Genomic DNA, 23,655 nt, shown 5'->3' on the forward strand with positions numbered 1-23,655 from the left:
ATGAGTAAATTTCGCAAAGAATTTAACCGTGTTACCCCATCTTTAACCCAGGCTATCAACGAGGTGGCTATTTCCCGGCGCGGCATGATGAAGCTGCTGTCGGCGGGCGCGATGATCAGCACCGGTCTGATTTCCCCCGCTTTCAGCTTTGCCGCTGAAACACCGGTTAAAGGCGGTAAGCTGCGCGCGGCGATGGCCAACGCTTCCGCCACCGACACGCTTGACCCGGCCAAAGGGAATAACAGCAGCGACTATACCCGCCAGTTCATGTTCTACAGCGGCCTGACTGAACTGGATAAAAACCTGACGGCACAACCTGCGCTGGCGGAATCGATCGAAAGCAGCGATGGCATTAGCTGGCTTATCAAGCTACGTCCCGGCGTTACTTTCCACGATGGTAAAACCCTGACGGCGCAGGATGTGGTCTGGTCGTTGAGTCGCCATAAAGATCCGGCGGTGGCTTCCACCGCTATCTCACAGGCCAGGCAGTTTAGTCGCATCACCGCCGTGAGTCCGACAGAAGTAAAACTGGTGCTGACGCAGGCAAATTTCGATCTGCCGGTTGTTCTGGCCACCAGCCCGTTTCTGATCCTGCAGGAAGGAACCAAAGATTTCAGTAAGGCGAATGGCACCGGGCCGTATATCTGCCAGAGCTTTACCCCTGGCGTCAGCACTGTCGGCATCAAAAATCCGCATTACTGGAAATCCGGCCTGCCGCATCTGGATCAAGTCGAGCTGTTGGGAGTCACCGATCAGGCTGCGCGCGTCAATGCGCTGATGTCTGGCGACCTGCATATAGTGGCGACGCTGACGCCCAGCGATGTCAAGCGCTTGCGCCAGTCCGGTCAGTTTGGCGTGCTGGAGAGCAAGTCCGGCATGTACACCAACCTGATTGTCCGCACCGACATGAAACCAGGCAGCAATGAAGATTTCGTGCTGGGGATGAAATACCTGCAACCGCGTGAAATCATGGTGAAAACGGTGATGCAGGGCTTCGGTCAGGTGGCCAACGATACGCCGGTGCCACCGTGGCATCCGCTGTACAACAAGGAAATTCCGCAGCGTCCGCTGGATGTAGAAAAAGCCAAATATCATTTTAAAAAAGCGGGCATGACGGGGGCGAGTGTGGAAATTATCACCACCCAGAATATTGAAGGCGCGGTGGAAGGAGGGCAGCTCCTCCAGCAGCTTGGCCGTTCTGCCGGGATGAATTTTCAGGTTCGCCGCGTACCGTATGACGGCTACTGGTCAACGCACTGGACCAAAGATCCGGTTGGTTACGGTTCGATCAATCCACGTCCAACGCTCGATCTGTTGTTGTCTCAGTTTTATCTCTCCGATGCGCCAAACAATGAATCAGGCTGGAAAAATCCACAGTTCGATCAACTGGTCATCGCGGCGCGGGGTGAGGGCGATCAAGCCAAACGCAAGCAGATGTATGGTGATATACAGCAATTAATTTATGACCACTGCGGCACCATTATCCCGACATTCATCAGCTCACTGGACGGTTACAGCAATAAAGTCAAAGGGGTGGAAGCCTGGCCGTCAGGCATGATGATGGGTTACCGTTTTCATGAGTTTGCCTGGCTGGCTTCCTGATTAAGGAGAACGGCAATGAACCGCTATCTGCTGTTACTGATTGCCCGGCGCTGCGGCGCTGGCATCCTGACCTTGTTGATTATTTCGGCGGTGGTGTTTTTTGTCACCAGCCTGCTGCCGGGTGATGCGGCGCAGATGATCCTGGGACAAAGCGCCACACCGGAAACGGTCGCCGCGCTGCGCCAGCAACTGGGGTTGGACCAGCCACTGCTGATGCGTTACTTCGCCTGGCTGGGCGGCATGTTGCACGGTAATTTCGGCATCTCGTTCGCCAGTCATTTGCCGGTATCGCAACTGGTGGCGCAACGGATGCCGGCGACCTTTGAGCTGGCGGCGGTCACCACGCTGGTGTCAGTCCCCCTGGCGCTGGTGATTGGTCTGACGGCGGCGATGAAACGCGGTTCTCTGTTTGATCGTGGTCTGATGATCGGCACCATGGCAGTGGTGGCGGTGCCAGAGTTTCTGGTGGCCACTCTCGCGGTGATTATTTTTGCGGTTAAGTTGCATTGGGTGCCGGCGATGTCGCTGGGGACGCCGACGGGGGATATCGGCAGCTATCTGAAAACCTACGCGCTGCCGGTATTGACGCTCTGTTGCGTGTTGGTGGCGCAGATGGCGCGGATGACCCGGTCGGCGCTGATTAACCAGATGGACAGCCCTTACCTGGAAATGACCCTGTTGAAAGGCGTTTCGCCGTTGCGGGCGATGTTACGACACGCGTTGCCAAACGCGGTCGGTCCGATCGCCAACGCGATTTCCCTCAGCCTCTCTTACCTGTTTGGCGGGGTTATCATCATTGAAAGTATTTTCAGCTATCCCGGCCTGGCGAGCCAATTGGTCGATGCGGTCAGCAACCGCGACCTGCCGGTGGTGCAGCTCTGCGTGATGCTGTTCGCCGGGTGCTATCTGATCCTGCTGCTGGCGGCGGATATCCTCACCATCGCATTCAATCCTAAGTGGAGGGGCTGATGAACGCATTGACGCTACCCTGGCGCTTCTTTCTGTCGCTGACCCGCAGCGGTAAAGCGGGTCTGCTGATAACCCTGCTGTGGATTTTTCTTGCGCTGTTCGGCAGCGCGCTCGCGCCGCATAATCTGGAGGATATCGGCAGCGGCCCGATGATGGGAGGGGTCAGCAAAACCTACTGGTTTGGGACCGACTATCTCGGACGGGACATGTTCAGCCGCATCCTGTATGGCGCACGTTATTCGATTGGTCTGGCGCTCGGCGCTGCGCTGCTCGCCAGCCTGACCGGAACCCTGCTGGCGCTGCTGTCGGCCGTCGCCGGACGCTGGCTGGAGGAACTGCTCGGCCGGATCAATGACGCGATGCTGGTGTTACCTGGCAAAATCCTCGCGCTGATGATCGTGGCGGTGTTTGGTTCTTCGTTGCCGATGCTGGTGCTGACCGCGACGTTTACCTACTGGCCCGGCGCTTACCGCATAGCCTGGGCGATGGCTTCCAACCTGCGTTCAATGGATTATGTCCGCGCTTCCCGGCTACGGGGCGAAAGCCGTTTCTACCTTGCTTTTCATGACATTCTGCCGAATATGTTGCATCCGATGCTGACCGATTTCGGCCTGCGTTTCGTCTATATTGTGCTGTTACTCAGTGGGCTGAGTTTTCTCGGTTTGGGGGTGCAGCCGCCTTATGCCGATTGGGGCACGTTGGTGCGTGAAAATCTGCAAGGGTTGTTTGATGGGTCTCCGGCCGTACTGATGCCCGCGCTGGCGATCGCCAGCCTGACTATCGGCGCGAATCTGTTTATCGACAGCTTGCAAGCCATGCGACCGCTCAGCCCGGCGAAGGGGGTGGCATGAACATTACGCCGCACAGCGCCCGCCCGGTAGTGGCGGTGGAAAATCTGCGCGTGGTTGCTCATGGTGAAGATGGTCATGAGATCCCACTGGTGAGCGATATTCGTTTTAATGTGCAAAAAGGTGAAGTTCTGGCGCTGATTGGTGAGTCCGGGTCGGGTAAAACCACCATTGCGCTGGCGCTGATGGGCTATGCCCGCCATGGCTGCCATATTACTGCCGGGAATATTCACGTCGCCGGGACTGATGTGACGGCGCTGAGCGCAAAACAGTTGCGCCAGTTCCGGGGCAACAAAGTGGCCTACATCGCCCAGAGCGCCGCCGCCTCATTCAATCCGGCGATGAAGATTATCGACCAGGTGGTGGAGCCGGTCGTTATCCATGGCGTGATGAGCCGGGCCGAAGCCGAGGAAAAAGCACGTCAGTTGTTTCACCAACTGGCATTGCCGGAGCCGGAAAGTATCGGTAAACGTTATCCGCACCAGGTCTCCGGCGGTCAGTTGCAACGACTGATGACCGCGATGGCGTTGATCGGCGATCCGGAGGTGGTGATCCTTGATGAACCGACTACCGCGCTGGATGTGACAACCCAGGTCGAAGTGCTGAAGGTCTTCCGCCAGGTGGTGCGGCAGCGCGGGATGACGGCGGTTTATGTCAGCCACGATCTGGCGGTGGTGGCGCAGATGGCTGACCGTATTCTGGTGCTGCGAAAAGGGGCGATGGTCGAATATGGCACCACGGAACAACTGCTGCGGGCACCGCAGGCGGAATACAGCCATCTGCTGTTGGACGCGGCGAAACTGCAACCCCGGCCCACGCCATGGAAAATGCCTGATGACCGCCAACAGCCTTTACTGGAAGTCCGCGATATTTTCGCCGGATACGGCCCGCTGGACAGGCAGGGACAGCCGAAAATCCCGATCCTGCATGATATCAACTTCAAACTGTTTCGCGGTCAGGCTATCGGCATTATCGGCGAGTCTGGCTCAGGGAAAACGACCCTGGCGCATGTGATTGCCGGGCTGAATGTGCCGTCCAGTGGGCATATTCTGTTCAGCGGCCACTATATTGATGGCGACATGCGCCAACGTGCGGAAGACGAGCTGCGGCGTATTCAATATGTCTTCCAGTCAGCCGATACCGCCCTTAACCCGGCGCATACTATTGCGACTATTCTCAGCCGTCCGTTGCAGCGCTTTCATCGTCTGCGCGGTGCGGCACAGGAGCAGCGGCTGGCTGAACTACTGGAGCTGGTGCAGTTGCCACGTAGCGTATTGAACCGCCATCCCTGGGCATTGTCTGGTGGGCAAAAACAACGCGTGAACCTGGCGCGGGCGCTGGCGGCAGAACCCGATTTGATCCTCTGCGATGAAGTGACCTCGGCACTGGATTCGGTGGTGGCTGCCGCCGTATTGGATTTGATCACTGATCTGCGCCGCGAGCTGGGCTTGTCAGTGATATTTATCAGTCACGATCTGCACGCCGTGCGTTCGGTTTGCGATGAAATTATCGTAGTGAAAAAAGGGCGGATGGTGACGCAGGTGGTCCGTGCTGACTACGATAAGCCGTCGACTGAACTCTATTACGAGCGGCTGAAACGGGCGGTGCCGGAATTGCGGCAAGGCTGGCTGGATGAACATGAAGCTAACGATATTGCGCTGTGACGGGCTACCGGGGATCGGTAAAGGAGAAGAGGGTGAGCGTGCAGATTTTCACTATGAATGAACAACATCTTGATTGGGCGGTCAGCCTGACCCAGCATCTGCAGTGGCCACATCGTCGTGCCGACTGGCAGCAGGCGCTGTCGCTGGGGGAAGGACTGGTAGCGGAGTTGGATGGTCACCCCGTCGGCACCACGCTGTACTGGCGTTGGGGGGAGGCATATGCCTCTGTTGGCCTGGTGATTGTCGCCGATGAAGCACAGGGGAAAGGCGTAGGCAGGCAACTGATGCAGGCCGCGCTGACAAAACTGGCAGGATGCAATGTGCGTCTGCATGCCACGGAAATGGGCAAAGGGTTGTATGAGAAGCTGGGGTTTGTCGCCATCGGTCAGATTGAGCAGCATCAGAGTCGCGCACTGACCCCAGTGGCGGCGATAGCGCCATCCACTGGAGAAACCTTGCGTCCGGCCTGTCGTGCCGATCGCGACACCTTGATTGCGCTGGACAGGCAGGCTCATGGGCAGTACCGACCCGCGTTGATCGACAATCTGTTTGACAGTGCGGAACGTTTCCTGCTGTTGGAGAAACAGGGGCAGATAACAGGGTTCGCCTGTCAGCGCCGTTTCGGTCATGGCTGGGTGATTGGGCCGATTATCGCTGCGGAGTTGTCGCAGGCCAAAGTGCTGGCCAGCGCATTGCTCTGTGGCTTGAGTGGGCAGTTTGTGCGAATTGATAGCGACAGCCACACTGGCCTCGGCGACTGGCTAAATACGTTGGGTATGCATGAGGTTGATGCGCCCACTACCATGATGCGGGGAGTGCCCTGGCAGCCTGACGGTATGCTGGCATTCGGGTTAATGACCCAGGCGATGGCCTGATGAATATCGTCTACAAATCCACCGCGTCGCGTGGCGAGCTTTGGGCCAGGTTGCTGGCGGAGCTGGCGCCGGAGATCAATTTTCGTCAGTGGCCGGATATCGGTAACCCGCTGGACGTGGACTACTTAGTCGCGTGGCAGCCGCCGGAAAATATCATGCAGTGGTTTCCCAACCTGAAAGTGTTGTTTTCGGTGGGGGCCGGGGCCGATCAGTTTGATTACGCCAGTCTGCCGCCTGAGCTGCCGGTGGTACGGATGATTGAACCCGGACTGACCCAGGGCATGGTGGAGTATGTCACTTTCGCGGTGTTGGGGTTGCACCGAGGCATGCCGCGTTATCTGCAGCAGCAACGCCAGCAACAGTGGCTGGAACAGCCCGCTAAACCCGCCGCTCAGTGCCGTGTCGGAGTGATGGGGGTGGGGACGTTGGGGGAGGCGGTATTACAACCGCTGGTGCAGTTCGGCTATGACTGCGCGGGTTGGAGCCGGACGGCTAAAAATCTGCCTGGTGTGCAAAGTTACGTTGGCGAAGCGCAGTTGAACGCTTTTCTTGCCCGCACCGACATCCTTATCTGTCTGTTGCCGTTGACTGATGCCACTGAAGGTATTCTCAATGCTTCTCTGTTTGCACAGTTACCGCCAGGCGCGGCGTTGGTGCAGGTTGGTCGCGGCAGGCAGCTCAATCACCAGCATCTGCTGGAAGCGTTAAATCAGCAACAGTTGAGCGCGGCGGTTATCGACGTTACACAACCGGAACCGTTGCCGGAAGGGCACCCTTTCTGGCGGCATCCAGCCATCTGGCTGACGCCGCACATTGCCAGTCAGACCCAGCCGGAAAGCGCGGTGCGGGCGCTGCTGGATAATATCCGTCGCTTTGAAAACGGTGAGCCGATGCAAGGTCTGGTCGACCGGCAGCGCGGATATTGAGTGGGTCATTATTCATGTCATATCGATGAGGAAGAGAGATGCACAATTTACTGGCAGAGCAGCAGGCATTTTCTGATAACGCAATATGGCTGGATGCCCGTGAGGAGCATGTGCCGCATGGCGTGGTGACCGCGCATCCGCTGGTTATCGAGAAGGGGAAAGGCGCGGAAGTGTGGGATGTGGAAGGCAATCGCTATCTGGACTTTGTCGCGGGTATCGGGGTGCTGAATGTTGGGCACAACCATCCGGCGGTGGTTGCCGCGGTGACGCAACAGTTGCAACAGGTGTCGCATCCCTGCTTTCAGGTCGCCGCCTATCCGGGCTACATCGCTCTGGCAAAACGGTTGAACGCGTTGGTGGGCGCCGGGGAAAAATTCAAGAGCGTGTTTTTCACCAGCGGCGCGGAAGCGGTCGAAAATGCGGTGAAAATCGCCCGTTCTTATACTAATCGCCCCGGTATTATTGCTTTCGACGGCGCGTTCCATGGCCGCACTCTGCTGGGATGCACCCTGACCGGCATGAGCCAGCCGTACAAGCAAAATTTTGGACCGTTTCCCGGTGAAATTTATCGTCTGCCGTTTCCGAATGCGTTTCGCCACATCACGGAACAGGACTGTTTGCACGCGCTGGATACGCTGTTTTCGGTGCAGATTATGCCGGATCGCGTGGCGGCGATAATCATCGAACCAGTGCAGGGAGATGGCGGGTTCCTGCCTGCCTCGGCGAGTTTTATGCAGGCGTTGCGAGAGATAACTCAACGCCACGGTATTGTACTTATCTGTGATGAAGTGCAGACCGGCTTTGGCCGCACCGGCAAAATGTTCGCTTTCCAGCATAGCGGCATCGTACCGGATCTGGTGACGGTAGCGAAAAGTCTGGGGGGCGGTTTGCCGATCTCCGGGGTGGTCGGTAAAGCGGAGATCATGCAATCGCCTTTGCCTGGCGGCCTGGGCGGTACCTACGGCGGTAACGCGCTGGCCTGTGCCGCGTCGCTGGCCGTGCTGGATGTGTTGGAACAGGGACAACTGCTGCAACGTGCCAACCAGCTTGGCGAGCAATTGCATGACCGGCTGTTGCAACTGGCTAAAAAATACGCCTGCATTGGCGACGTTCGCGGTATTGGCCTGATGCAGGCGGTGGAAATTATCGACGCGGAAAGCCGACAGCCGGATGCCGGATTGACGCAGAAAATACTCGACTGTGCCTGTCAGGAAGGGCTGCTGTTGATCAAGTGTGGCGTTCAACGCAACACGGTGCGTTTCCTCGCGCCACTGGTCACCAGCGACTCGCAACTGGAAGAAGCGCTGCATATTTTTGATATCGCACTGGCTCGCGCGACGGGGCGGCTTGGCTGATAATTTTCTTTCTCATTGATATTAATGCTTTTGTTGATGATACATGGCGGTGGTAAGGCACAGCAAAACGCTGGCGTCACTGGCGAAAAGCGTGCTATACCATCGCTATCCGCTGGCAATTTGATAACAATGAGGGGGATTATGAACGGCTTAATGAAACTGGACCGTATCGACATTAACATTCTGGTCCAGCTGCAGAAAGATGGCCGCATCAGCAATGTCAATCTGGCCGATGCCGTGGGACTCTCCCCCAGCCCTTGCCTGCAACGGGTCAAGCGTCTGGAAGCGGCCGGTTTTATCACCGGTTACGAGGCGCATATCAACCTGACTAAAATCACTGACTCAGTGAGTGTGTTCACCGAGGTGACGCTGGCTGGACACCGCCGTGAAGATTTTATCCGCTTTGAGGGCGCGATCCGTGAGGTGGAGGAACTGATGGAATGCCACCTGATTACCGGTGGCTATGACTACCTGTTACGCTTTATCACCCGCAGTATTGAGCATTATCAGGAAGTGATTGAAGGGTTGCTGGATGCTAAAGTTGGTATTGATAAGTATTTCAGTTATATCGTAATTAAGTCACCTGTTATCAAAAGTAGCGTGCCCTTGCGTTCGCTGATTTCTCGTCATCCACAGGTTGAGTACTGATCCCCTCATTGGTCAGGTGTTTATTTTGCATGCCATCTTCATTATCGGTTCCGCGCACTGGGTGCGTGACGATGATAGGGTGAGTCGTGTCGCGCGTTGCTGGATATCGACAGGATCCTATCAGTGTTCCGTGGAGAGTGACTGGGCGCCGGGACAGAGCAGGGAGACGATGTTACGCTCGTTACCTTTTTTGGCCAGTATTACGCGACATCGTGAATTGGCGACTGTCAGGCGCTGGTTGCTTAATACGGATGACGCTCACGAGGTTTATCGCTGCGCGGGTTGGCCGACGGTGGCAAGCCCGCAGCGGCTGATGGAACGGGTGAGACAACCACAGAAAGGCCAGTGATCTATCGCCCAGGCAGACATTTAGCGTCGGGTCATGGGGGGGGGTTGGCATGCTGCGTTGTTGCAAATTGAAAGCAAGAAAGAGATTTCACTGAGCACCGACTATCCAGGATAAATCAATAGCCGGGTGTCAACTCTCCCTCATCACGTCCTGTCTTAGTGCAGGACGTTTTATTTGCGGCAATAACCGCTCAACAAGCATCGTTGGTATGGCACTGGCTTGTTGTTTATTCCAATTTTGGATTCATTGTTAATAACTTTAGTTTATTCATTACACCGGAAAGTCTCCTCTTACTTCGGTAATTTATATCAATTCTGCTTAACATTTGTTGTCAATGAGAACCGGTTATTAATTGATTTTTTGTGACCTGGATAACCTTTGTATCATGAAGTAAATATTTAATAGTTCCGTTTAAAAATAAAATATTTTTTTATTTTCATAAAATAACGTAGAGAAAGTGATCATTTTTTATCCAATTGATAGCGAGCCAGGGACAGAAATGGTTCCTGAGAAGCATTTTAAATTAATTGTAATGAGTAAATGTTGGGCCTAAATCGAATTGATGGCACGACGAAAAGTCCTTACTTTTAGATAAAATAGTGGTGCTTTTTAGTATCATGTTTATGCATGGTTTACATTTATCACAAAATTTGCATATTGATCCTCTTCTGTCTATTTTTCATCCACTTCATCTGGGAGCATATCTTCGAGTTTCTCTTTAATGACATTTTCACATTCTTTTAGATAATAAATATAGGTTTTAAATGCAGGGAAAGAATGGTCAACGCTGTAGTTTAACTCAGTTGGCATGGTATGTTTGTTTTTATAGAATAAGGCCATTGATTCAGTCATTATCCCGACAGCTTCGCCACTTCTTATCAGGAAAAGATAGTTACTAATGTCATCCACAATAATAACCTGGGCCATAGGGCACACTGTCAATATTCTGGTATGTGCAATTTTAATATAGTCATCATGCAGTGCATTTTTGGGAATGATGATTGGCAGGTTCTTCATATCACTCAACTGATAATTTTCAATTTCCTCGGACAATAAGTAGCAGACAGATTCACTGGAAAAATTCATTTTCGCAATACCTGGATGGTCAATATTTCGGTAGGTGATCACCGCTTGCATTTCACTCGCCAATAATGATTCCAGAGACTGACTGGCATCGCTCGAACACCATGAGACACAGGCCGTTTTTCTTTTTTTATTGATAATTTTATTAAACAGGAATGGATTCAAATTTTCCATGCCAATCATAACACTTCTTTTGACATTTAAACCTGACCTCTTTTTTGAGTAAATGACTTCCATTTCGGATATTCGTGTGTAATAAGGCATAATTTCCTCATACAGTTCATGCCCTTTTTTAGTCAAGGTAAAATCATGATCTTTCCTGGAAAATAATTTATACCCCAGTTCATCTTCGAGTATTTTTATGCGGCGTGAAATTGGAGAGGAGGTAACAAAAAGGATCTCAGACGCTTTTTTTAGAGATTTTTCCCTGGCTAATACTATAAAGCATTTCAGATTCGATGAAATAAACATAGAGCCTCCTGATGATTTGTAAGTCATAAAGCAATTTTACTCATGAAAAACATAACACATAATGGCCGACTCAGGAGTGGATAAGTCTTAAGCTTCATGCGGATTGATGGTTTTAATCATCAAGATAGCAATTTTTGCTTTTCAACTTCTAATTTTTGATCTTGTGAAGGTGCCTCACTGTTATTACGCTTTCCAGATGGTGGAAACACCAGGGAACCTCAAAATATTTGAGGCAATAAATAAAATAGATTTTAATTATTTTTTCAAACAATAACTGTTATGTAATCCCCAGAATATTTTCTGTGAAGCTAATTTTTAATGTCCATCAAAGTGAGGTATCAAATGAATAGCAACAATACCAAAGCGAAAGCGAATGCATTTTCATCAGCGTCAGGTGATCTGAATGTTGTTGATGATAATGGTAATAGCATTGATTTTGCTAAAGTGATTATTGAATTAACTAAAGGCAGCAGCAGTGAACGTGAGAATTTCATCACTATTGCTACCATCGAGGAATTAAGAAATTATGAACCTAATGCCTCCGGTGAAATTGCCGTGGTTCTGGAATACTACTCAGGATCGCGATCCGGTGGCGGCATCTTCTTCTACGATTATGAAGATAAAACATCGCCTGACGATCAGGGCGTTATTATTGTCACGCCAGATGGCGCGCGTTGGAAACGCTATCTTACTAATCATGCTGACTTAACCATTGCCGAGTTTGGCGCCATCGCTGATGGTCAAACCGATTGTCTGGAAGCAGTGACGCGGATGTGGAACTGGTCACAGCAAACGGACAGTACTACCGGCAATCAACCCTTTCGCAATATTGGTATTCGTTTTCCTGCCGGTAAATTCTTCATCTCAAAGTTCGATATTTCAGCAAACGAAGTTAATCGTTTTCGCCTGGTAGGACCGCATGTTAATTTCGGTTATTACCCCAGTACCACGCTCATTTCCGATCAGAAAGATGGCGAGGTGATGTTCACTGTAAAGGCTCGCCGGGTGTCGATCGCAGGGCTGTATGTTGATGGTCAGGATAATACTAAGAACAAAGGATTCTTTAAAAACACTTGTCCCGGAGGACAGTTCGTTCGTGTCACCGGGATGAATTTCGAGAATATGGGCGGGCGTTCACTCGATATGCTGGATACCCTGGATTGTAAAATTGATCAGTGGTACGCCAGCAACTGCGCCGCGACGGTGATTTATGCCACCTGGTCAAACCAGGTATGGGGGACCTGGGATCACATTACGGCAATCGAGTTGTCTAACTTCAACATCCAGTCTGGCAGCAAAGAGGATATGATCGACCTGCAACGGGCAGGACAGTCCCTGATCCGTAACGGCTGGATTGAGCACACGGAGTATCCCGGTAATTTGTCGAATGGCCAGTGGATTTTTGATGCGCTCAATCTGGAAACCAATACTAATCCGCTTAAATGTCATCACACGCGTATTGTTTCTACCCAGCTCAACATCCAGGCCGGTGAAGGGCTGGATCTGAGCGATGAGGGGGATCGCTGGCTGTCAATATACGAAATGGGGCGGTTGTGGCTTGAAAACCATGGTGTCCGGATTGATGGTTCGCTGAGTTATGATTACCTGTCTTCGCCGGATCGCATGGATAACCGCCGCAACCAGGAGACCTGGTTTCACCTTGTAGATGCGGAAGTTCCAGTATGGAGTACCTCGCTGCAGGTGAAAATCTTCGGTACGGCCCAATATTTGACGATGATAGGGACCCAAACAAATTATGATGCCAGGTCGCCGGAAGGGGAAGCGACGATCAATATCCAAAATATTAACGGTACTTTTTCCGCCTGTTGGTCTGGTGAGGGAGCGATACCCGTTGTGCGGGTGGCCGTGAAGACGTTGGGTAACAACATTGTCAGTGTTTATGTGAAAATCGCTAAATATACCGGGTACAGTATGGCGGTATATACCAGCAACTCTTATGACCGTTTTACGGCGGGGATCCATTTTCGTCTCGAAAGAAAAAATATCATGTTGAGCACGGATGAAGCCGCAGCACTGGATGCGGAAGAAGAAACAGCTTACTTCCAGCACTGGATGGGGCGGGAAAATGTCGGTTTGGGCTACAACAACAATAATGATCTGTTGTTGCGTGGACCGTTGGTTAGCAACTCGACATTGGGGACATCCTCACAAAGTCTGCGGGTAATGGTGAATGGGCGAGCTTATGGTATTGAGTTGAAACCTCTCGATAGCTGACAGACGGCTCATGCATCACCTTGCCTGTCAATAGGTTGTCTTTGTTTACCCTGGTCATGGTTTATCTATATTATTGTCGGCGGGCTGGGTTGCCTTCATTCCACATAGATTATGCAGAGACAACTATTTTTATTCCCCATTGATTAAAAAACCGATCTAAAAAATCGGTTTTTTATTTCATTGCTGAAAAATAGAAATAAATTATTTTCCCTCGTCTTATTTTTATCATCCTCGCCATTATTGATGTTTTTTTGTGTCAGCACCCTGATGGTGAATTTAATAATTCAATTTAACTTTTATGTTGCTATTAAATTTAATGTGTTACTAATAATTGATTTTGAACTGGTAATTATTATGGTTGAGTCTTTGTCTGTTAAGGGTAAAGTGAATCCAATATACCTGATGTGATTCATGTCGTGGGGTAAAAATACCGGATTCTGTTAAATGGCGTGTCACTCATTCAACAGGCACCGCGTGTCAGACTGAATCGTACGGGAAGTGATGCAGATAATTTAACACGATTAATGCATCTGTAACTTGACCAGCGACGGGTATATAGCACTGATGTTTTAAATAGAGAGTGTTATTTTCTTTTGAAAATAATTCTGACCTTTATGAATTTATTATTCATAGAAAAAAACTGTATAATAAAAGGAGTGATTATGTTAAGCGAAAATAGCTTACGGCAACAAAGTGGGAATAAAATCGTGCTGGGGTTCTGGCACAATTGGGCGCCGGAGCCTGGTCAGGGCTACAGGCTTGGACGATTCACCGAAATGGCGTTATCTGAAATTCCCGTCCAGTATAACGTTATTGCTGTTGCCTTTATGAAGGTATTAGACAATAACGATCCCATTCCTGACTTCAAACCTTATAAAGGAACTGAGGAGGAATTTCGTCATCAAATCGATCTGGTTCATGCTCAGGGACGGAAAGTCCTGATTTCCCTTGGTGGTGCTGATGCCCATATTGAACTGAACCGCGGCGATGAGATTGCACTGGCAAACCGCATTATTGCCCTGACCGACCAGTATGGTTTTGATGGTCTGGATATTGATCTTGAACAAACCGCAATTACTGCAGCGGATAATCAAATAGTGCTTCCTGCTGCGTTAAAAATGGTTAAGGACCATTATCGGCCTGTAGGGAAAAATTTCACTATCAGTATGGCGCCAGAATTCCCCTATCTGACGCAGGGACGGGAATATGGTGCCTATATTGATGGTCTGGAAGGTTATTATGATTATATTGCGCCGCAATTTTATAATCAGGGGGGAGACGGCGTTTATGTCGAAGGCATTGGCTGGCTCGCGCAAAATAATGATGATCAGAAAGAAGATTTTCTTTATTACCTGACAGAAAGTCTGGTCACCGGTACGCGTGGTTTTATCAAAATCCCACACAACAAATTCATTATTGGATTGCCGACCAATAATGATGCGGCGGCGACCGGTTACGTTATCGATCCGCAGGACGTCTATAACGCACTGGCGCGATTGGACGCAGCGGGATTAGATATTCTCGGTTTGATGACATGGTCGGTGAACTGGGATGCAGGCTATAACAATCGCGGAGAAGCTTATGCCTGGGAATTTATTAACCGCTATGGTTATCTTGCCGGAGAGGGCACGGTGCCAGAACCAGAACCAGAACCAGAACCAGAACCAGAACCAGAACCAGAACCAGAACCAGAACCAGAATATCCATTATGGACCACAGGTGTCCGCTATCACGATAACGATCGGGTAAGTTGGAATTCTCATGGTTGGCTGTGTGTGATGCCGCATGATTCAAATATTTACTGGACACCTGATATTGCCACCTCTTTGTGGCAACAAATTCTATAAAATAAAGCCATAGCAGGAGTTAATATTATGTCTGAACTCTCTTCAGAAATTATTAGTACCCGCAAGACCGATTCATTACTGCGGCACGGTCATGTCTTTTCACCAGCGTCACGTGCTTATATTGCCTGGCAGGAAGGTAAAATTGATACCGGAATGCTTAACCAGCGCGAAAGCGGTAAGTTTTTCCCTGCATGGGTCGGTGGGTTGTCTGATGCCATCGCACCGACGGATACCACTAATGCCGCGCCGCCACCGGATGGAAAAATTGCCAGCGCTAATCAGGGAAATGGTGAATTTCTTGATGAGGCGGGCACCCACTGGCAAAAACACAGCGTGAAGTCCGCTGAACTGTTAAAAATCAGTTGGTATTATTCCGCTATTCATCTTACTCGTCGCTGGAATTACTTTATTACCCGCGAAGACTGGGATCCTAATTTACCGCTGAGTCGGGCGCAGTTCGAAGATCAACCATTCTATAAAGTTGAATTGACCGAACAACCATTCTGGAGCAATGGTGATGCGCTAAGGCCGCCGCAGCCTACTGAGCATGAGGTTATGCTGCCGCAGCGTTCTGGTTACCATGTGTTATTAGCTGTCTGGGAAGTGGCCGATACGGGCAACGCATTTTATCACGTGATTGACCTGGATTTTGTCGGCAGCGAAAACCCGGATGAACCGGTCGTACCGGTTGCGCCTGCGGGGCTGCGCGCCAGCGAGGTCACCGTTAACAGCATCACCCTGACATGGAACGCCCCGGCTATCGCCGCGTCCTCTTATCGTTTGTATCGTGATGGCGGCCTGATTTCCCAGAGTGCCGCACTGACCTTTACGGATAGCGGTCTGGCAGAAAATACCGTTTACAGTTACGCCGTCAGTTCGGTGAATGCGGCGGGTGTGGAGTCGGCCCTGAGTCAGCCGGTCTCGGTGACGACCAGTAGCACGGTGACACCTGAAACACCGCCAACGGCGCCCACCCATCTGCACAGTATGGGCGTCACGGCCGATACGGTGAAACTGATGTGGGGGCCATCGACCAGCAGCGGTACCCTGGCGGGTTACATTGTTTACCGTGATGGTAATGAAATTGCCCGTACTGCCGTTTCACAACTGACGTATGACGATAGCGGTTTGCAGGCCGAAACGGCGTACCGCTATTTCGTCGCCGCCTTCGATACGCAACAACAACTTTCTGTGCCAGGTAACGTGCTGGCGGTGACCACGCTTGCCAGTGACGACAACGGCGCGGGTGACGATAACGACGATGGCGGTCAGTATCCGCAATGGACGCTGGGCACCTACTATTCCACTGGCGAAAAAGTCAGCTATCAGGGTAAAAACTGGATTTGCTTACAGGTTCACACGGCGCATGTGCCTGAGTGGGCACCCGGTGTGGCTGAATCCCTGTGGCGCGAAATCGCCTGAAATAGTCGCGGTAATAACTGATACCCCCCTGGCCAGAAGGAACTGGCCATTTTGTCTTCGGCTAAATCTGACAGAGGCCGTCAATGATATCCACAATAGACAGCATTCTGGAACATTGCTCAGCATGGATCCTGGCGTATTTACCTACGTTATTTTCTGCATTGTCATCGATGCTCATCGCCTTTTTTTTAGGTATTTATGATGGCAAGCCGATTTGGAAAATCGTTTCTGAGCCGTTTATTTGCGGAATATTTACCCTGGCTATTTCAGGTTCTCTGGAATACCTGGGGTTGCCTGATACCGCGGTGAATCTGATGGGTGGGATTATTGGTTTTGTCGGTGTGGCAAAAATACGTGAATTAATCGACAGCAAATTAACCCAACGACTTGGAGCTGGAAACCATGAAAATCAGCGATAATGGCATCCGTTTTATAAAGCGGGAAGAGGGTGAAAGACTTATTGCTTATCTTGATTCGGTCGGGATCCCAACCATTGGCGTCGGTCATACTGGCTATGTCAATGGATTGCCTATAGCCAAAAATACGGTGATCACCGTCGAACAATCCACACAACTGTTATTACAGGATCTGGCTACAGCCGAGCGGGCAATTAAAAAAAATGTCACTGTCTCCCTGACGCAAAATCAATATGATGCGCTTTGTAGCCTGATTTTTAATATAGGGGCAGGCGCTTTTGCCCGCTCGACAGTGAAGAAAAAACTGAATGCGGGTGATTATCAGGGAGCGGCAGAGGCGTTCCTGATGTGGAAACGTGCTGGCAATAACCCCGATATTTTGTTGCCTCGCCGGGAAAGAGAGCGCCAGTTGTTTCTGTCCTGAATGGCGGCAATGACGGCGAGAGAAGCAACGGCAAGACGCAGTATAAGAATGTTAACGGTTTATCGGGGGGGAACGGTCAGACCGGCCGCAGATAACGTAGTGTCGCATCCACCACCAGGCGACGGTTACGGGCGATGCTCTGTTGTTCCGTTTCATCACCACCAAACAGTGTGTGAAAGGTATAACGATTGGCCACGTTGTGGGTGCAGATACTGCTGATCAGGCGGTGTACATCGACGGTATTGGCCTGTTTATCGAACTCGCCGCTGGCTTTGCCTCGTAGCAGGACGCGGTCCAGCACTTCAAGTGCACTCTGATTCAGTGCTTTAATCCTTGAAGACTGACTGATATAACGCCCTCGCATCAGATTCTCGCTGCACACCAGACGTATAAAGTCGGGGTGGGAAATATGGTAATCAAAGCTGGCTTCGGCCAGACGAGCCATGGCTTCGGTCGGCGACATCTCATCGAGATTCAGCCCGCTCTCATGTTGGCGGATAGCGTGATAAACCTGTTCCAGTACGGCCATATAAAGGTTTTCTTTATTGCTGAAATGGTACACCACCATGCGTTTGGTGGTTTGGGCGTGTTCGGCTATCTGCTCCATGCGGGCGCCTTGCAGGCCGAATTCGGCAAAGGTGACAAGGGCGCCAGCGAGAATGCGTTTTTTCAACCCTTCAGGGTCATTTTTTCTTTTGGCGGTAACAGACATAGTGGGTCAGTCAATCCAGAGTCGCTGTGGGTCGTTTAGGTAACAAGGTTGTTAATATTACCATATAAACGCTGGGGTCGGGGAAGGGCGGTGCTTTCTACGGCAGGTTTTAACGGGGGATAAACGATAGGAGGGGGTTAGAAATACGGGTGAGTGCCATCAATCACACGGTTGTAATGGCTTTTAATTTTCTCATTCAGCCGGGTTTCATTCGGTATGGGTTGGCCGCGCAATAGCGCTTCTGTCGTGAAGCAGAACAGCAAAATTCCCCGGCTGCACAGATCAGCCGTTTCGCTATAACTTTCCAGCGAGGTAAAATATGCCTCGTCGTTGTTTGTACGCTGCCGACAGAAAACCATGACTGACACCAGCGCCTGCCAGACATCCTGAGCTTCGCCCAGTAGCGGTATTTTACCAATCGAGAAGGTCAGAATTTTTTCAATGCGAGCCAGCAAATATCGTCTGTTGTTGACGGAGAACAGCATTTCCAGCGTCTCCAGCCACAAATTCAAGGTGGTGGTAAACAGTTCGTTTTGTACCAACTCTATATTGGCGTGTTGCCACGGATAGCTTGCGGCCAACCGGTTAAAAGACTGTTGATAGTCGATAAATGCTGTTTCGTCAGTCGCATCCGATAGCGAAAGGGTATGGCTGAGCAGCTCGAAACGTTGGAGTTCCTGCTGGCGTTGCTCATCATGCCCGTCAATCAACCGGGCCTTTCGCTGTTGCAGCGTGCGCAGTGACTCCAGATCGTAAAAGGTCGCTATGGCGATTTCACTGGCCAGCAACGCTTTATTAATTGTTTTAATGACCGCTGGCGATTGCACCACCGAGCGCTCGGCCAGCAGATCATTGCGGCGGTTAAGATAAGCAGCAGCGGGAGTGAGGAAGTTGCGCATTGGCATTCTCTCATCATCGGGAGAGGAAAACGGGCCGATGCCCGTGGGCAGAATGATTCAGTATGGCATAAGTTACAGCGAAGAAATCTGCCAACAGCGCATTTTCAGCAGAATGCTCAGCCCGCTTTAGCACAGCAGTGGATAAAGTTTGCATAAGTTGATATTTCCTTCTGCGTGTCAGCTGCGGTTAAATCAGTGCCAGATCATTGAGAGAGGAGAACACTGACATGCAACATTTTAACCTGCGGGCAGGTACTAAACAGCTGTTGATGGCGTTGCAAAGGCGTTTTTTTCAGGCGGTGTCGTTGGACGAACCGATGGATGTTACGCGGGTTGCCGCATCCCTGTTACCGGTCAGCCAGCTTTATGGTTTTGAAATGAGCTATCTGTATTCCCGTGACTATTATGAAAAATAATCGCCATCCCCACAGTATTCGCTACAGCTACTGGAATGAGCTGTGCACTTGCCGTGCTGTTCACACTCAATACGGTTGATACCCCGCCTGGGTGACAGTCCGACAACACCGTTTCCCGTGACTGACGCGTAGTCTGAAACGCATTAACTTCACGCCGTACTGCTCTGTTTAGCCACCCCGACTTATCTTGCTGAATAGCCGCCATACGTTAACCGCCGGCATATTCATCCTCCAGATTCGGGTATAAATCCCCTTGTATTCGATATAGTTCTCTCCATCTCTGACCTGGGAAGCGGTTTGTCATGACCGGTAGCCGGACAGTGACGTATTTGTGATTTGGTTAACCAATTTGGCATTTTGAGCGTTGATATCAGGCGATTCATGGGGGATTTTAGTGCAGGTGTCTGAATGAGCTCGCCCTCAGCTAACGGGTTAACCCAATATCATTAGCGGCAGGCGGTTTCACTTTACAAGACCTCTGGAGGTAGAAACATGCAACAAACCTGGCGCTGGTATGGAGAGAGTGACGTTGTCACGTTGGCGGATGCGCGGCAGGCTGGCGCAACCGGCATTGTCACCGCACTGCATCATATTCCTAATGGGGAAGTGTGGAGTGTGGCTGAGATATTGCAAAGAAAAACCACAGTGGAACAGGCTGGGTTGGCATGGTCAGTAGTAGAAAGTGTACCAATCCACGAAGAAATCAAAACCCACAGTGGGCAGGTGGATCGTTGGATAAGCCACTATTGTCAGACATTGCGTAACCTGGCTGAATGCGGTATCCGCACGGTCTGCTACAACTTTATGCCCGTGCTGGACTGGACCCGCACCGACCTGGCCTGGCCGCTGCCGAATGGTGCGAAAGCACTGCGTTTCGATCAGATCGAATTTGCGGCTTTTGATCGCCATATCCTGCAACGTTCTGGTGCTGATGCTGATTACAGCCAGCAAGAACTGGCGCAGGCTGATGCCTGTTTCGCGGCGATGAGCGAAGCGGACAAAGTACGCCTGACCCGCAATATTATTGCCGGGCTGCCTGGCGCGGAGGAGGGATATACTCTTGAACAATTCCGCGCACAGCTTGAACGCTATCATGGCATTGATAATGCGCGTCTGCGGGAAAACTTTGCTTATTTCCTGAAACGGGTTATCCCGGTGGCTGAGTCGGTGGGTTTACGTATGGCGGTCCATCCGGACGATCCGCCGCGTCCGCTCCTGGGTTTGCCGCGCATAGTTTCCACCGCCGATGATCTGCAGTGGATGATCGATACCGTCAACAGTCCGGCCAACGGTTTTACCCTGTGTACGGGCTCGTATGGTGTGCGGGCGGATAATGATTTGCCAGGCATGATTAAACGCTTTGGTTCGCGCATTTATTTTATCCACTTGCGGTCCACGCAGCGTGAGGCTAACCCGAACAGTTTCCATGAGGCGGAACATCTCGCCGGCGATGTCGATATGTATGCCGTAATCAAGGCGATAGCGGCGGAAGAACAACGCCGTAAACAAGCGGGTGAGCAACATCTTATTCCCATGCGTCCGGATCATGGACATCAGATGCTGGATGACCTGCAAAAGAAAACCAATCCAGGCTACTCAGCGATTGGTCGACTGAAAGGGCTGGCTGAAATCCGTGGTGTGGAACTGGCGGTTCAGCGGGCGTTTTTTGCGACGGGCGCCTGATATGACCTTTCCACCGCATCCCTGCCAGGCGGTCGCCGCTCATCGACGGGGGATGATCGCGCGGCCGTAATATGCCATCGGTGCTCGCTTAACCTGGCGAGCAATAATACGAGTAGAACAGTTCAAACACGCCATGCTGTGGTGGCGGCTTTTAATTGTAGAATATATGATCTACAATTAATTCACCGTAAACGGCGAGTATCTTCAGATGAAACGAGGCCCTGGCAGACCCAGAGAATTTGAACCTGATGAGTTTCTTAATGCAGCGATGCACTGTTTCTGGCAGAAAGGTTATCGCGCAACCTCACTGGCAGATCTGATGCAGCAGACAGGACTGGCCAGCGCCAGTATTTACAAACTGTATCCCGATAAAAAAGCGATTTTTCTGGCAGCGCTTAAACATTATATGGACCAGGGATTTGCCCGTCGCAGTCGGCGTGCGGCTGAACTTGCACCAGAAAACGCGCTGAGAGAAACGCTGGAGTTTGGTGTCACTTTGTCAACCGGCGCCGCAGGTGAAAAAGGGTGCTTTTCTATCGCGGCCGCGAGCGAAATGTTGCCCGGTGACGCTGAGGTTATGGCGCTGGTCGAGTATAAATTCCGCGACATCATTGGCTGGCTGAGTTCGGTTCTGAGTCACGGTCAGAAAAGCGGGGTATTTCGTCAGGACAGGGACGCGGAAGTGATGGCTGAATGCCTGTTCATGATGCTGGAAGGAATGCGGGTCTACGGCAAGATCCAGCCGGACCGGGAGATGCTCAATAAGGCCGTCGAATTCATCATCAGTACGGTGCTGGTCAGCAACAGCGATGAGTTGCATGAATAAGTCGGGCAGGTTCAGCACAGGGACTGTTGTTCGCCGCAAGAAACGGCAGACATGGATGGTGGTTCTTGCGGCTGGGGACGATAAGGTCACCTGTGGCTGGAGTGCCAATGGCCGGTTTTATAAACGATGTTTTCATGCCGATGAATTGACGGTTATTGCCTCGTTCACCGACTTATGGCCATTAACGTGACGATGCACGTGCTACAGCGTTCCGGTTTACTGTTGCTGACGCTCAGTAAAATCATTCAGTAGCGCCAGGACACGGGGCAGTTCATGGAAGCCATCACGGCCAAGAAAATGTCCCGCATGCGGCACTGCATAAAAATCAGCATCCAGTTGCTGGCTCAGACGTAGAGAATACTCCGGCGGTACAATGTCATCATGTAAAGAGGCGAGTACGGCTCTGTGCCTGACCCCGTTGATGATGCGTTCCGCTGCAATTTCAACCTGGGTGAAAGGATGGAGCAGGGCAAGTCCCTCGACCGGCTCGCTGAAGCCTGAAACCATAATCATGCCAGCCGCTTTGCACGTGGCACTCTTTTCTGTCAGATAGCGCAGAATGGTGATACATCCCAGACTGTGACCGATGAACCAGGTATTTTCATCACTCTGACCGACGGTGTTTTCCAGCGCATTCAGCCACTTGTTGAGGTCAGGAGCATCAGAGTCCGGCATTGGAGGGATCAAAACCTGCATACCGGCGGTTTCTGCCTCGTTTTTAAGCCACTGAAACCAGTGGTGAGTCGGTGCTGCCATAAATCCATGAACGATGACCAAACGTGTTGATGACATTTAATCTCTCCTGGTGACTTTTTAGTTATCGCTGTACTGGGGGAATGTATCTGACAGTATAAAACCGATGGTACTTAACGGGCGCGAATTATTTATCCGTGTGGGGGGTTTTCAGGTGGATGTCAACGACTCACATGGGGAGATCAATGTATATATGCCGTTTCAGCGTTTCCTGGCCATCAGACCTCGGTAAAGTGAAGCGGCAATATGCGAAGTTATTAACCTGGATATTCTGACCGGTGTTATTTACGTGGCAGTTCGTCTTCTGTCACGATAACTTTGCTAACCAGACCATATTCAACGGCTTGTTGTGACGATAACCAGAAATCTCGCTCAGTATCCTGGCGGATCTTCTCAATCGTCTGCCCAGTGGCATTAGCGAAGATTTTATTCAGGCGTTCACGCATGGTCAGAATTTCTTCCATGTAAATTTTTACATTTGTTGCAGGTCCCTGATATCCGCCGGATGGTTGATGTAATAAGAAACGGGTATTAGGCAGGGTGTAGCGGTTTTCTTTATCTGCGGCAACGAAAATTAATGCCCCCGCGCTGGCAACCCAACCAGAACCGATGACATAAACTTTAGGTTTTATGAAGCGGATCGCATCATAAATCATGTCTCCTGATTCAACATGTCCGCCGGGCGAGCTGATAAAAACGTAAATCGGGTCATCACTGATGTGAGCAAGGGCATGCAGTTGCAGAACTTTTAGTTCCGCCATTTTTTGATTGATTTCGCCAGTAATGAAGATCTTTCGCGATTTGATCAGATGTTCCTGATATTTTTCACTCAGTGGCGACTGAGTGTCGTTTTTCTCTTCGTTTTCTGCCATATCCATAACGGGATCCTTGTCATTTGAGATTACATTGTTCAGATAAACTAGCGGGTTGTCGAATAAAAGTAAATTTTAAAGATACCGTGAATCGCCACGGATAATCTAGACACTTCCGAGCCGTTGATAATACTGGTTTTCATATTCTGTCGGTGACATCTGATCGCTAGAACCATGCCGACGCCTACTGTTATAAAACATTTCGATGTAATCAAAAATATCGCTGCGGGCTTCTTCCCGCGTTCCGTAGATCTTTTTCTTTATCCGCTCGCGTTTCAGTAACTGGAAAAAGCTTTCTGCAACCGTGGGGCGGCCCCGAGAAACACCAGACAGTAGATGTATCTTAAAATAAAAGATAGG

23 protein-coding genes are annotated in these 23,655 nt (G+C 50.9%); 17 read left to right on the forward strand and 6 right to left on the reverse strand.

Features of this window, described 5'->3' with window-relative positions:
- The 9 genes from EH228_RS16385 to EH228_RS16425 all read left to right on the forward strand — a co-directional run bounded on the left by EH228_RS16385 (window position 1) and on the right by EH228_RS16425 (window position 9,236).
- The gene (locus EH228_RS16385; RefSeq protein WP_152322672.1) at window positions 1-1,602 is read left to right on the forward strand and encodes an ABC transporter substrate-binding protein; all 1,602 of its coding nucleotides are present in this window, start codon (window positions 1-3) and stop codon (window positions 1,600-1,602) included.
- A 15-nt stretch (window positions 1,603-1,617) separates the two neighbouring features.
- Window positions 1,618-2,571, forward strand: coding sequence for an ABC transporter permease (locus tag EH228_RS16390; RefSeq protein WP_152322673.1), 954 nt, complete (start codon window positions 1,618-1,620; stop codon window positions 2,569-2,571).
- Window positions 2,571-3,422, forward strand: coding sequence for an ABC transporter permease (locus EH228_RS16395; protein WP_152322674.1), 852 nt, complete (start codon window positions 2,571-2,573; stop codon window positions 3,420-3,422). Before EH228_RS16390 ends, EH228_RS16395 begins: the two co-directional genes overlap by 1 nt.
- Entirely contained in the window at window positions 3,419-5,083 is a 1,665-nt protein-coding gene (locus EH228_RS16400) for an ABC transporter ATP-binding protein (protein WP_152322675.1), read from the forward strand. The genes EH228_RS16395 and EH228_RS16400 overlap by 4 nt, the downstream gene beginning before the upstream one ends.
- 32 nt (window positions 5,084-5,115) lie before the next feature.
- Window positions 5,116-5,958: a GNAT family N-acetyltransferase gene (locus EH228_RS16405; RefSeq protein ID WP_240116311.1), complete on the forward strand. Its 843-nt coding sequence runs from the start codon at window positions 5,116-5,118 to the stop codon at window positions 5,956-5,958.
- Window positions 5,958-6,884: a 2-hydroxyacid dehydrogenase gene (locus EH228_RS16410; protein WP_152322676.1), complete on the forward strand. Its 927-nt coding sequence runs from the start codon at window positions 5,958-5,960 to the stop codon at window positions 6,882-6,884. Before EH228_RS16405 ends, EH228_RS16410 begins: the two co-directional genes overlap by 1 nt.
- 38 nt (window positions 6,885-6,922) lie before the next feature.
- Window positions 6,923-8,239 (forward strand): 4-aminobutyrate--2-oxoglutarate transaminase, encoded by a 1,317-nt coding sequence (gene gabT, locus EH228_RS16415; protein ID WP_152322677.1) that lies wholly within the window; start codon window positions 6,923-6,925, stop codon window positions 8,237-8,239.
- A gap of 141 nt (window positions 8,240-8,380) precedes the next feature.
- Window positions 8,381-8,887 (forward strand): Lrp/AsnC family transcriptional regulator, encoded by a 507-nt coding sequence (locus tag EH228_RS16420; RefSeq protein ID WP_152322678.1) that lies wholly within the window; start codon window positions 8,381-8,383, stop codon window positions 8,885-8,887.
- Between the two features lie 25 nt (window positions 8,888-8,912).
- Window positions 8,913-9,236: a hypothetical protein gene (locus EH228_RS16425; protein ID WP_152322679.1), complete on the forward strand. Its 324-nt coding sequence runs from the start codon at window positions 8,913-8,915 to the stop codon at window positions 9,234-9,236.
- Window positions 9,237-9,908: 672 nt separating this feature from the next.
- Here EH228_RS16425 and EH228_RS16430 read toward each other — a convergent pair.
- Complete coding sequence (locus tag EH228_RS16430) at window positions 9,909-10,790, reverse strand: LysR family transcriptional regulator (RefSeq protein ID WP_193323366.1); 882 nt, start codon at window positions 10,788-10,790, stop codon at window positions 9,909-9,911.
- A 342-nt stretch (window positions 10,791-11,132) separates the two neighbouring features.
- On the opposite strand from EH228_RS16430, the gene EH228_RS16435 reads away from it, so the two are divergent.
- The 5 genes from EH228_RS16435 (at window position 11,133) to EH228_RS16455 (ending at window position 17,134) form a co-directional block, all read left to right on the forward strand.
- A complete protein-coding gene (locus EH228_RS16435) occupies window positions 11,133-13,025 on the forward strand; it encodes a hypothetical protein (protein WP_152322681.1) in 1,893 nt (630 codons plus the stop codon).
- A gap of 662 nt (window positions 13,026-13,687) precedes the next feature.
- Window positions 13,688-14,872 (forward strand): glycosyl hydrolase family 18 protein, encoded by a 1,185-nt coding sequence (locus EH228_RS16440; protein WP_152322682.1) that lies wholly within the window; start codon window positions 13,688-13,690, stop codon window positions 14,870-14,872.
- 27 nt (window positions 14,873-14,899) lie between these two features.
- Window positions 14,900-16,294: a lytic polysaccharide monooxygenase gene (locus tag EH228_RS16445; protein ID WP_193323367.1), complete on the forward strand. Its 1,395-nt coding sequence runs from the start codon at window positions 14,900-14,902 to the stop codon at window positions 16,292-16,294.
- Between the two features lie 83 nt (window positions 16,295-16,377).
- The gene (locus EH228_RS16450) at window positions 16,378-16,713 is read left to right on the forward strand and encodes a phage holin, lambda family (RefSeq protein ID WP_152322683.1); all 336 of its coding nucleotides are present in this window, start codon (window positions 16,378-16,380) and stop codon (window positions 16,711-16,713) included.
- Complete coding sequence (locus EH228_RS16455; protein WP_152322684.1) at window positions 16,697-17,134, forward strand: lysozyme; 438 nt, start codon at window positions 16,697-16,699, stop codon at window positions 17,132-17,134. The genes EH228_RS16450 and EH228_RS16455 overlap by 17 nt, the downstream gene beginning before the upstream one ends.
- Before the next feature lie 76 nt (window positions 17,135-17,210).
- Here the strand turns inward: EH228_RS16455 and EH228_RS16460 are convergent, their stop codons facing one another.
- Complete coding sequence (locus EH228_RS16460) at window positions 17,211-17,846, reverse strand: TetR/AcrR family transcriptional regulator (RefSeq protein ID WP_152322685.1); 636 nt, start codon at window positions 17,844-17,846, stop codon at window positions 17,211-17,213.
- A 137-nt stretch (window positions 17,847-17,983) separates the two neighbouring features.
- Window positions 17,984-18,751: a hypothetical protein gene (locus tag EH228_RS16465; protein WP_152322686.1), complete on the reverse strand. Its 768-nt coding sequence runs from the start codon at window positions 18,749-18,751 to the stop codon at window positions 17,984-17,986.
- Window positions 18,752-18,972: 221 nt separating this feature from the next.
- Between EH228_RS16465 and EH228_RS16470 the strand changes: the two genes are divergently transcribed.
- From EH228_RS16470 to EH228_RS16480, 3 genes are all read left to right on the forward strand, one after another.
- Window positions 18,973-19,161 (forward strand): hypothetical protein, encoded by a 189-nt coding sequence (locus tag EH228_RS16470; RefSeq protein ID WP_152322687.1) that lies wholly within the window; start codon window positions 18,973-18,975, stop codon window positions 19,159-19,161.
- A gap of 492 nt (window positions 19,162-19,653) precedes the next feature.
- Window positions 19,654-20,844, forward strand: coding sequence for a mannonate dehydratase (gene uxuA / locus EH228_RS16475; protein ID WP_152322688.1), 1,191 nt, complete (start codon window positions 19,654-19,656; stop codon window positions 20,842-20,844).
- Between the two features lie 208 nt (window positions 20,845-21,052).
- Entirely contained in the window at window positions 21,053-21,670 is a 618-nt protein-coding gene (locus tag EH228_RS16480) for a TetR/AcrR family transcriptional regulator (protein ID WP_152322689.1), read from the forward strand.
- Window positions 21,671-21,886: 216 nt separating this feature from the next.
- Here EH228_RS16480 and EH228_RS16490 read toward each other — a convergent pair whose 3' ends face one another.
- From EH228_RS16490 to EH228_RS16500, 3 genes are all read right to left on the reverse strand, one after another.
- The gene (locus EH228_RS16490) at window positions 21,887-22,462 is read right to left on the reverse strand and encodes an RBBP9/YdeN family alpha/beta hydrolase (protein ID WP_152322691.1); all 576 of its coding nucleotides are present in this window, start codon (window positions 22,460-22,462) and stop codon (window positions 21,887-21,889) included.
- A 242-nt stretch (window positions 22,463-22,704) separates the two neighbouring features.
- On the reverse strand, window positions 22,705-23,301 hold the full coding sequence (locus EH228_RS16495; protein ID WP_240116312.1) for an ATP-dependent Clp protease proteolytic subunit: 597 nt from the start codon (window positions 23,299-23,301) through the stop codon (window positions 22,705-22,707).
- 99 nt (window positions 23,302-23,400) lie between these two features.
- Window positions 23,401-23,655 (reverse strand): IS3 family transposase (locus EH228_RS16500; RefSeq protein WP_152322692.1); only part of this gene is annotated, 255 nt, incomplete at its 5' end.

Source organism: Erwinia endophytica (assembly GCF_009295515.1).
Taxonomy (GTDB): domain Bacteria; phylum Pseudomonadota; class Gammaproteobacteria; order Enterobacterales; family Enterobacteriaceae; genus Erwinia; species Erwinia endophytica.

What these genes read in the sequence shown, in the direction of transcription:
- EH228_RS16450 (WP_152322683.1), top strand. Translation starts at nt 16,378, where the DNA reads ATGATATCCACAATAGACAGCATTCTGGAACATTGCTCAGCATGGATC.
- EH228_RS16490 (WP_152322691.1), bottom strand. Translation starts at nt 22,462, where the DNA reads ATGTCATCAACACGTTTGGTCATCGTTCATGGATTTATGGCAGCACCG.
- EH228_RS16440 (WP_152322682.1), top strand. Translation starts at nt 13,688, where the DNA reads ATGTTAAGCGAAAATAGCTTACGGCAACAAAGTGGGAATAAAATCGTG.
- gabT (WP_152322677.1), top strand. Translation starts at nt 6,923, where the DNA reads ATGCACAATTTACTGGCAGAGCAGCAGGCATTTTCTGATAACGCAATA.
- EH228_RS16420 (WP_152322678.1), top strand. Translation starts at nt 8,381, where the DNA reads ATGAACGGCTTAATGAAACTGGACCGTATCGACATTAACATTCTGGTC.
- EH228_RS16400 (WP_152322675.1), top strand. Translation starts at nt 3,419, where the DNA reads ATGAACATTACGCCGCACAGCGCCCGCCCGGTAGTGGCGGTGGAAAAT.
- EH228_RS16455 (WP_152322684.1), top strand. Translation starts at nt 16,697, where the DNA reads ATGAAAATCAGCGATAATGGCATCCGTTTTATAAAGCGGGAAGAGGGT.
- EH228_RS16390 (WP_152322673.1), top strand. Translation starts at nt 1,618, where the DNA reads ATGAACCGCTATCTGCTGTTACTGATTGCCCGGCGCTGCGGCGCTGGC.
- EH228_RS16465 (WP_152322686.1), bottom strand. Translation starts at nt 18,751, where the DNA reads ATGCCAATGCGCAACTTCCTCACTCCCGCTGCTGCTTATCTTAACCGC.
- EH228_RS16460 (WP_152322685.1), bottom strand. Translation starts at nt 17,846, where the DNA reads ATGTCTGTTACCGCCAAAAGAAAAAATGACCCTGAAGGGTTGAAAAAA.
- EH228_RS16435 (WP_152322681.1), top strand. Translation starts at nt 11,133, where the DNA reads ATGAATAGCAACAATACCAAAGCGAAAGCGAATGCATTTTCATCAGCG.
- EH228_RS16430 (WP_193323366.1), bottom strand. Translation starts at nt 10,790, where the DNA reads ATGTTTATTTCATCGAATCTGAAATGCTTTATAGTATTAGCCAGGGAA.
- EH228_RS16470 (WP_152322687.1), top strand. Translation starts at nt 18,973, where the DNA reads ATGCAACATTTTAACCTGCGGGCAGGTACTAAACAGCTGTTGATGGCG.
- EH228_RS16395 (WP_152322674.1), top strand. Translation starts at nt 2,571, where the DNA reads ATGAACGCATTGACGCTACCCTGGCGCTTCTTTCTGTCGCTGACCCGC.
- uxuA (WP_152322688.1), top strand. Translation starts at nt 19,654, where the DNA reads ATGCAACAAACCTGGCGCTGGTATGGAGAGAGTGACGTTGTCACGTTG.
- EH228_RS16410 (WP_152322676.1), top strand. Translation starts at nt 5,958, where the DNA reads ATGAATATCGTCTACAAATCCACCGCGTCGCGTGGCGAGCTTTGGGCC.
- EH228_RS16480 (WP_152322689.1), top strand. Translation starts at nt 21,053, where the DNA reads ATGAAACGAGGCCCTGGCAGACCCAGAGAATTTGAACCTGATGAGTTT.
- EH228_RS16495 (WP_240116312.1), bottom strand. Translation starts at nt 23,301, where the DNA reads ATGGATATGGCAGAAAACGAAGAGAAAAACGACACTCAGTCGCCACTG.
- EH228_RS16445 (WP_193323367.1), top strand. Translation starts at nt 14,900, where the DNA reads ATGTCTGAACTCTCTTCAGAAATTATTAGTACCCGCAAGACCGATTCA.
- EH228_RS16385 (WP_152322672.1), top strand. Translation starts at nt 1, where the DNA reads ATGAGTAAATTTCGCAAAGAATTTAACCGTGTTACCCCATCTTTAACC.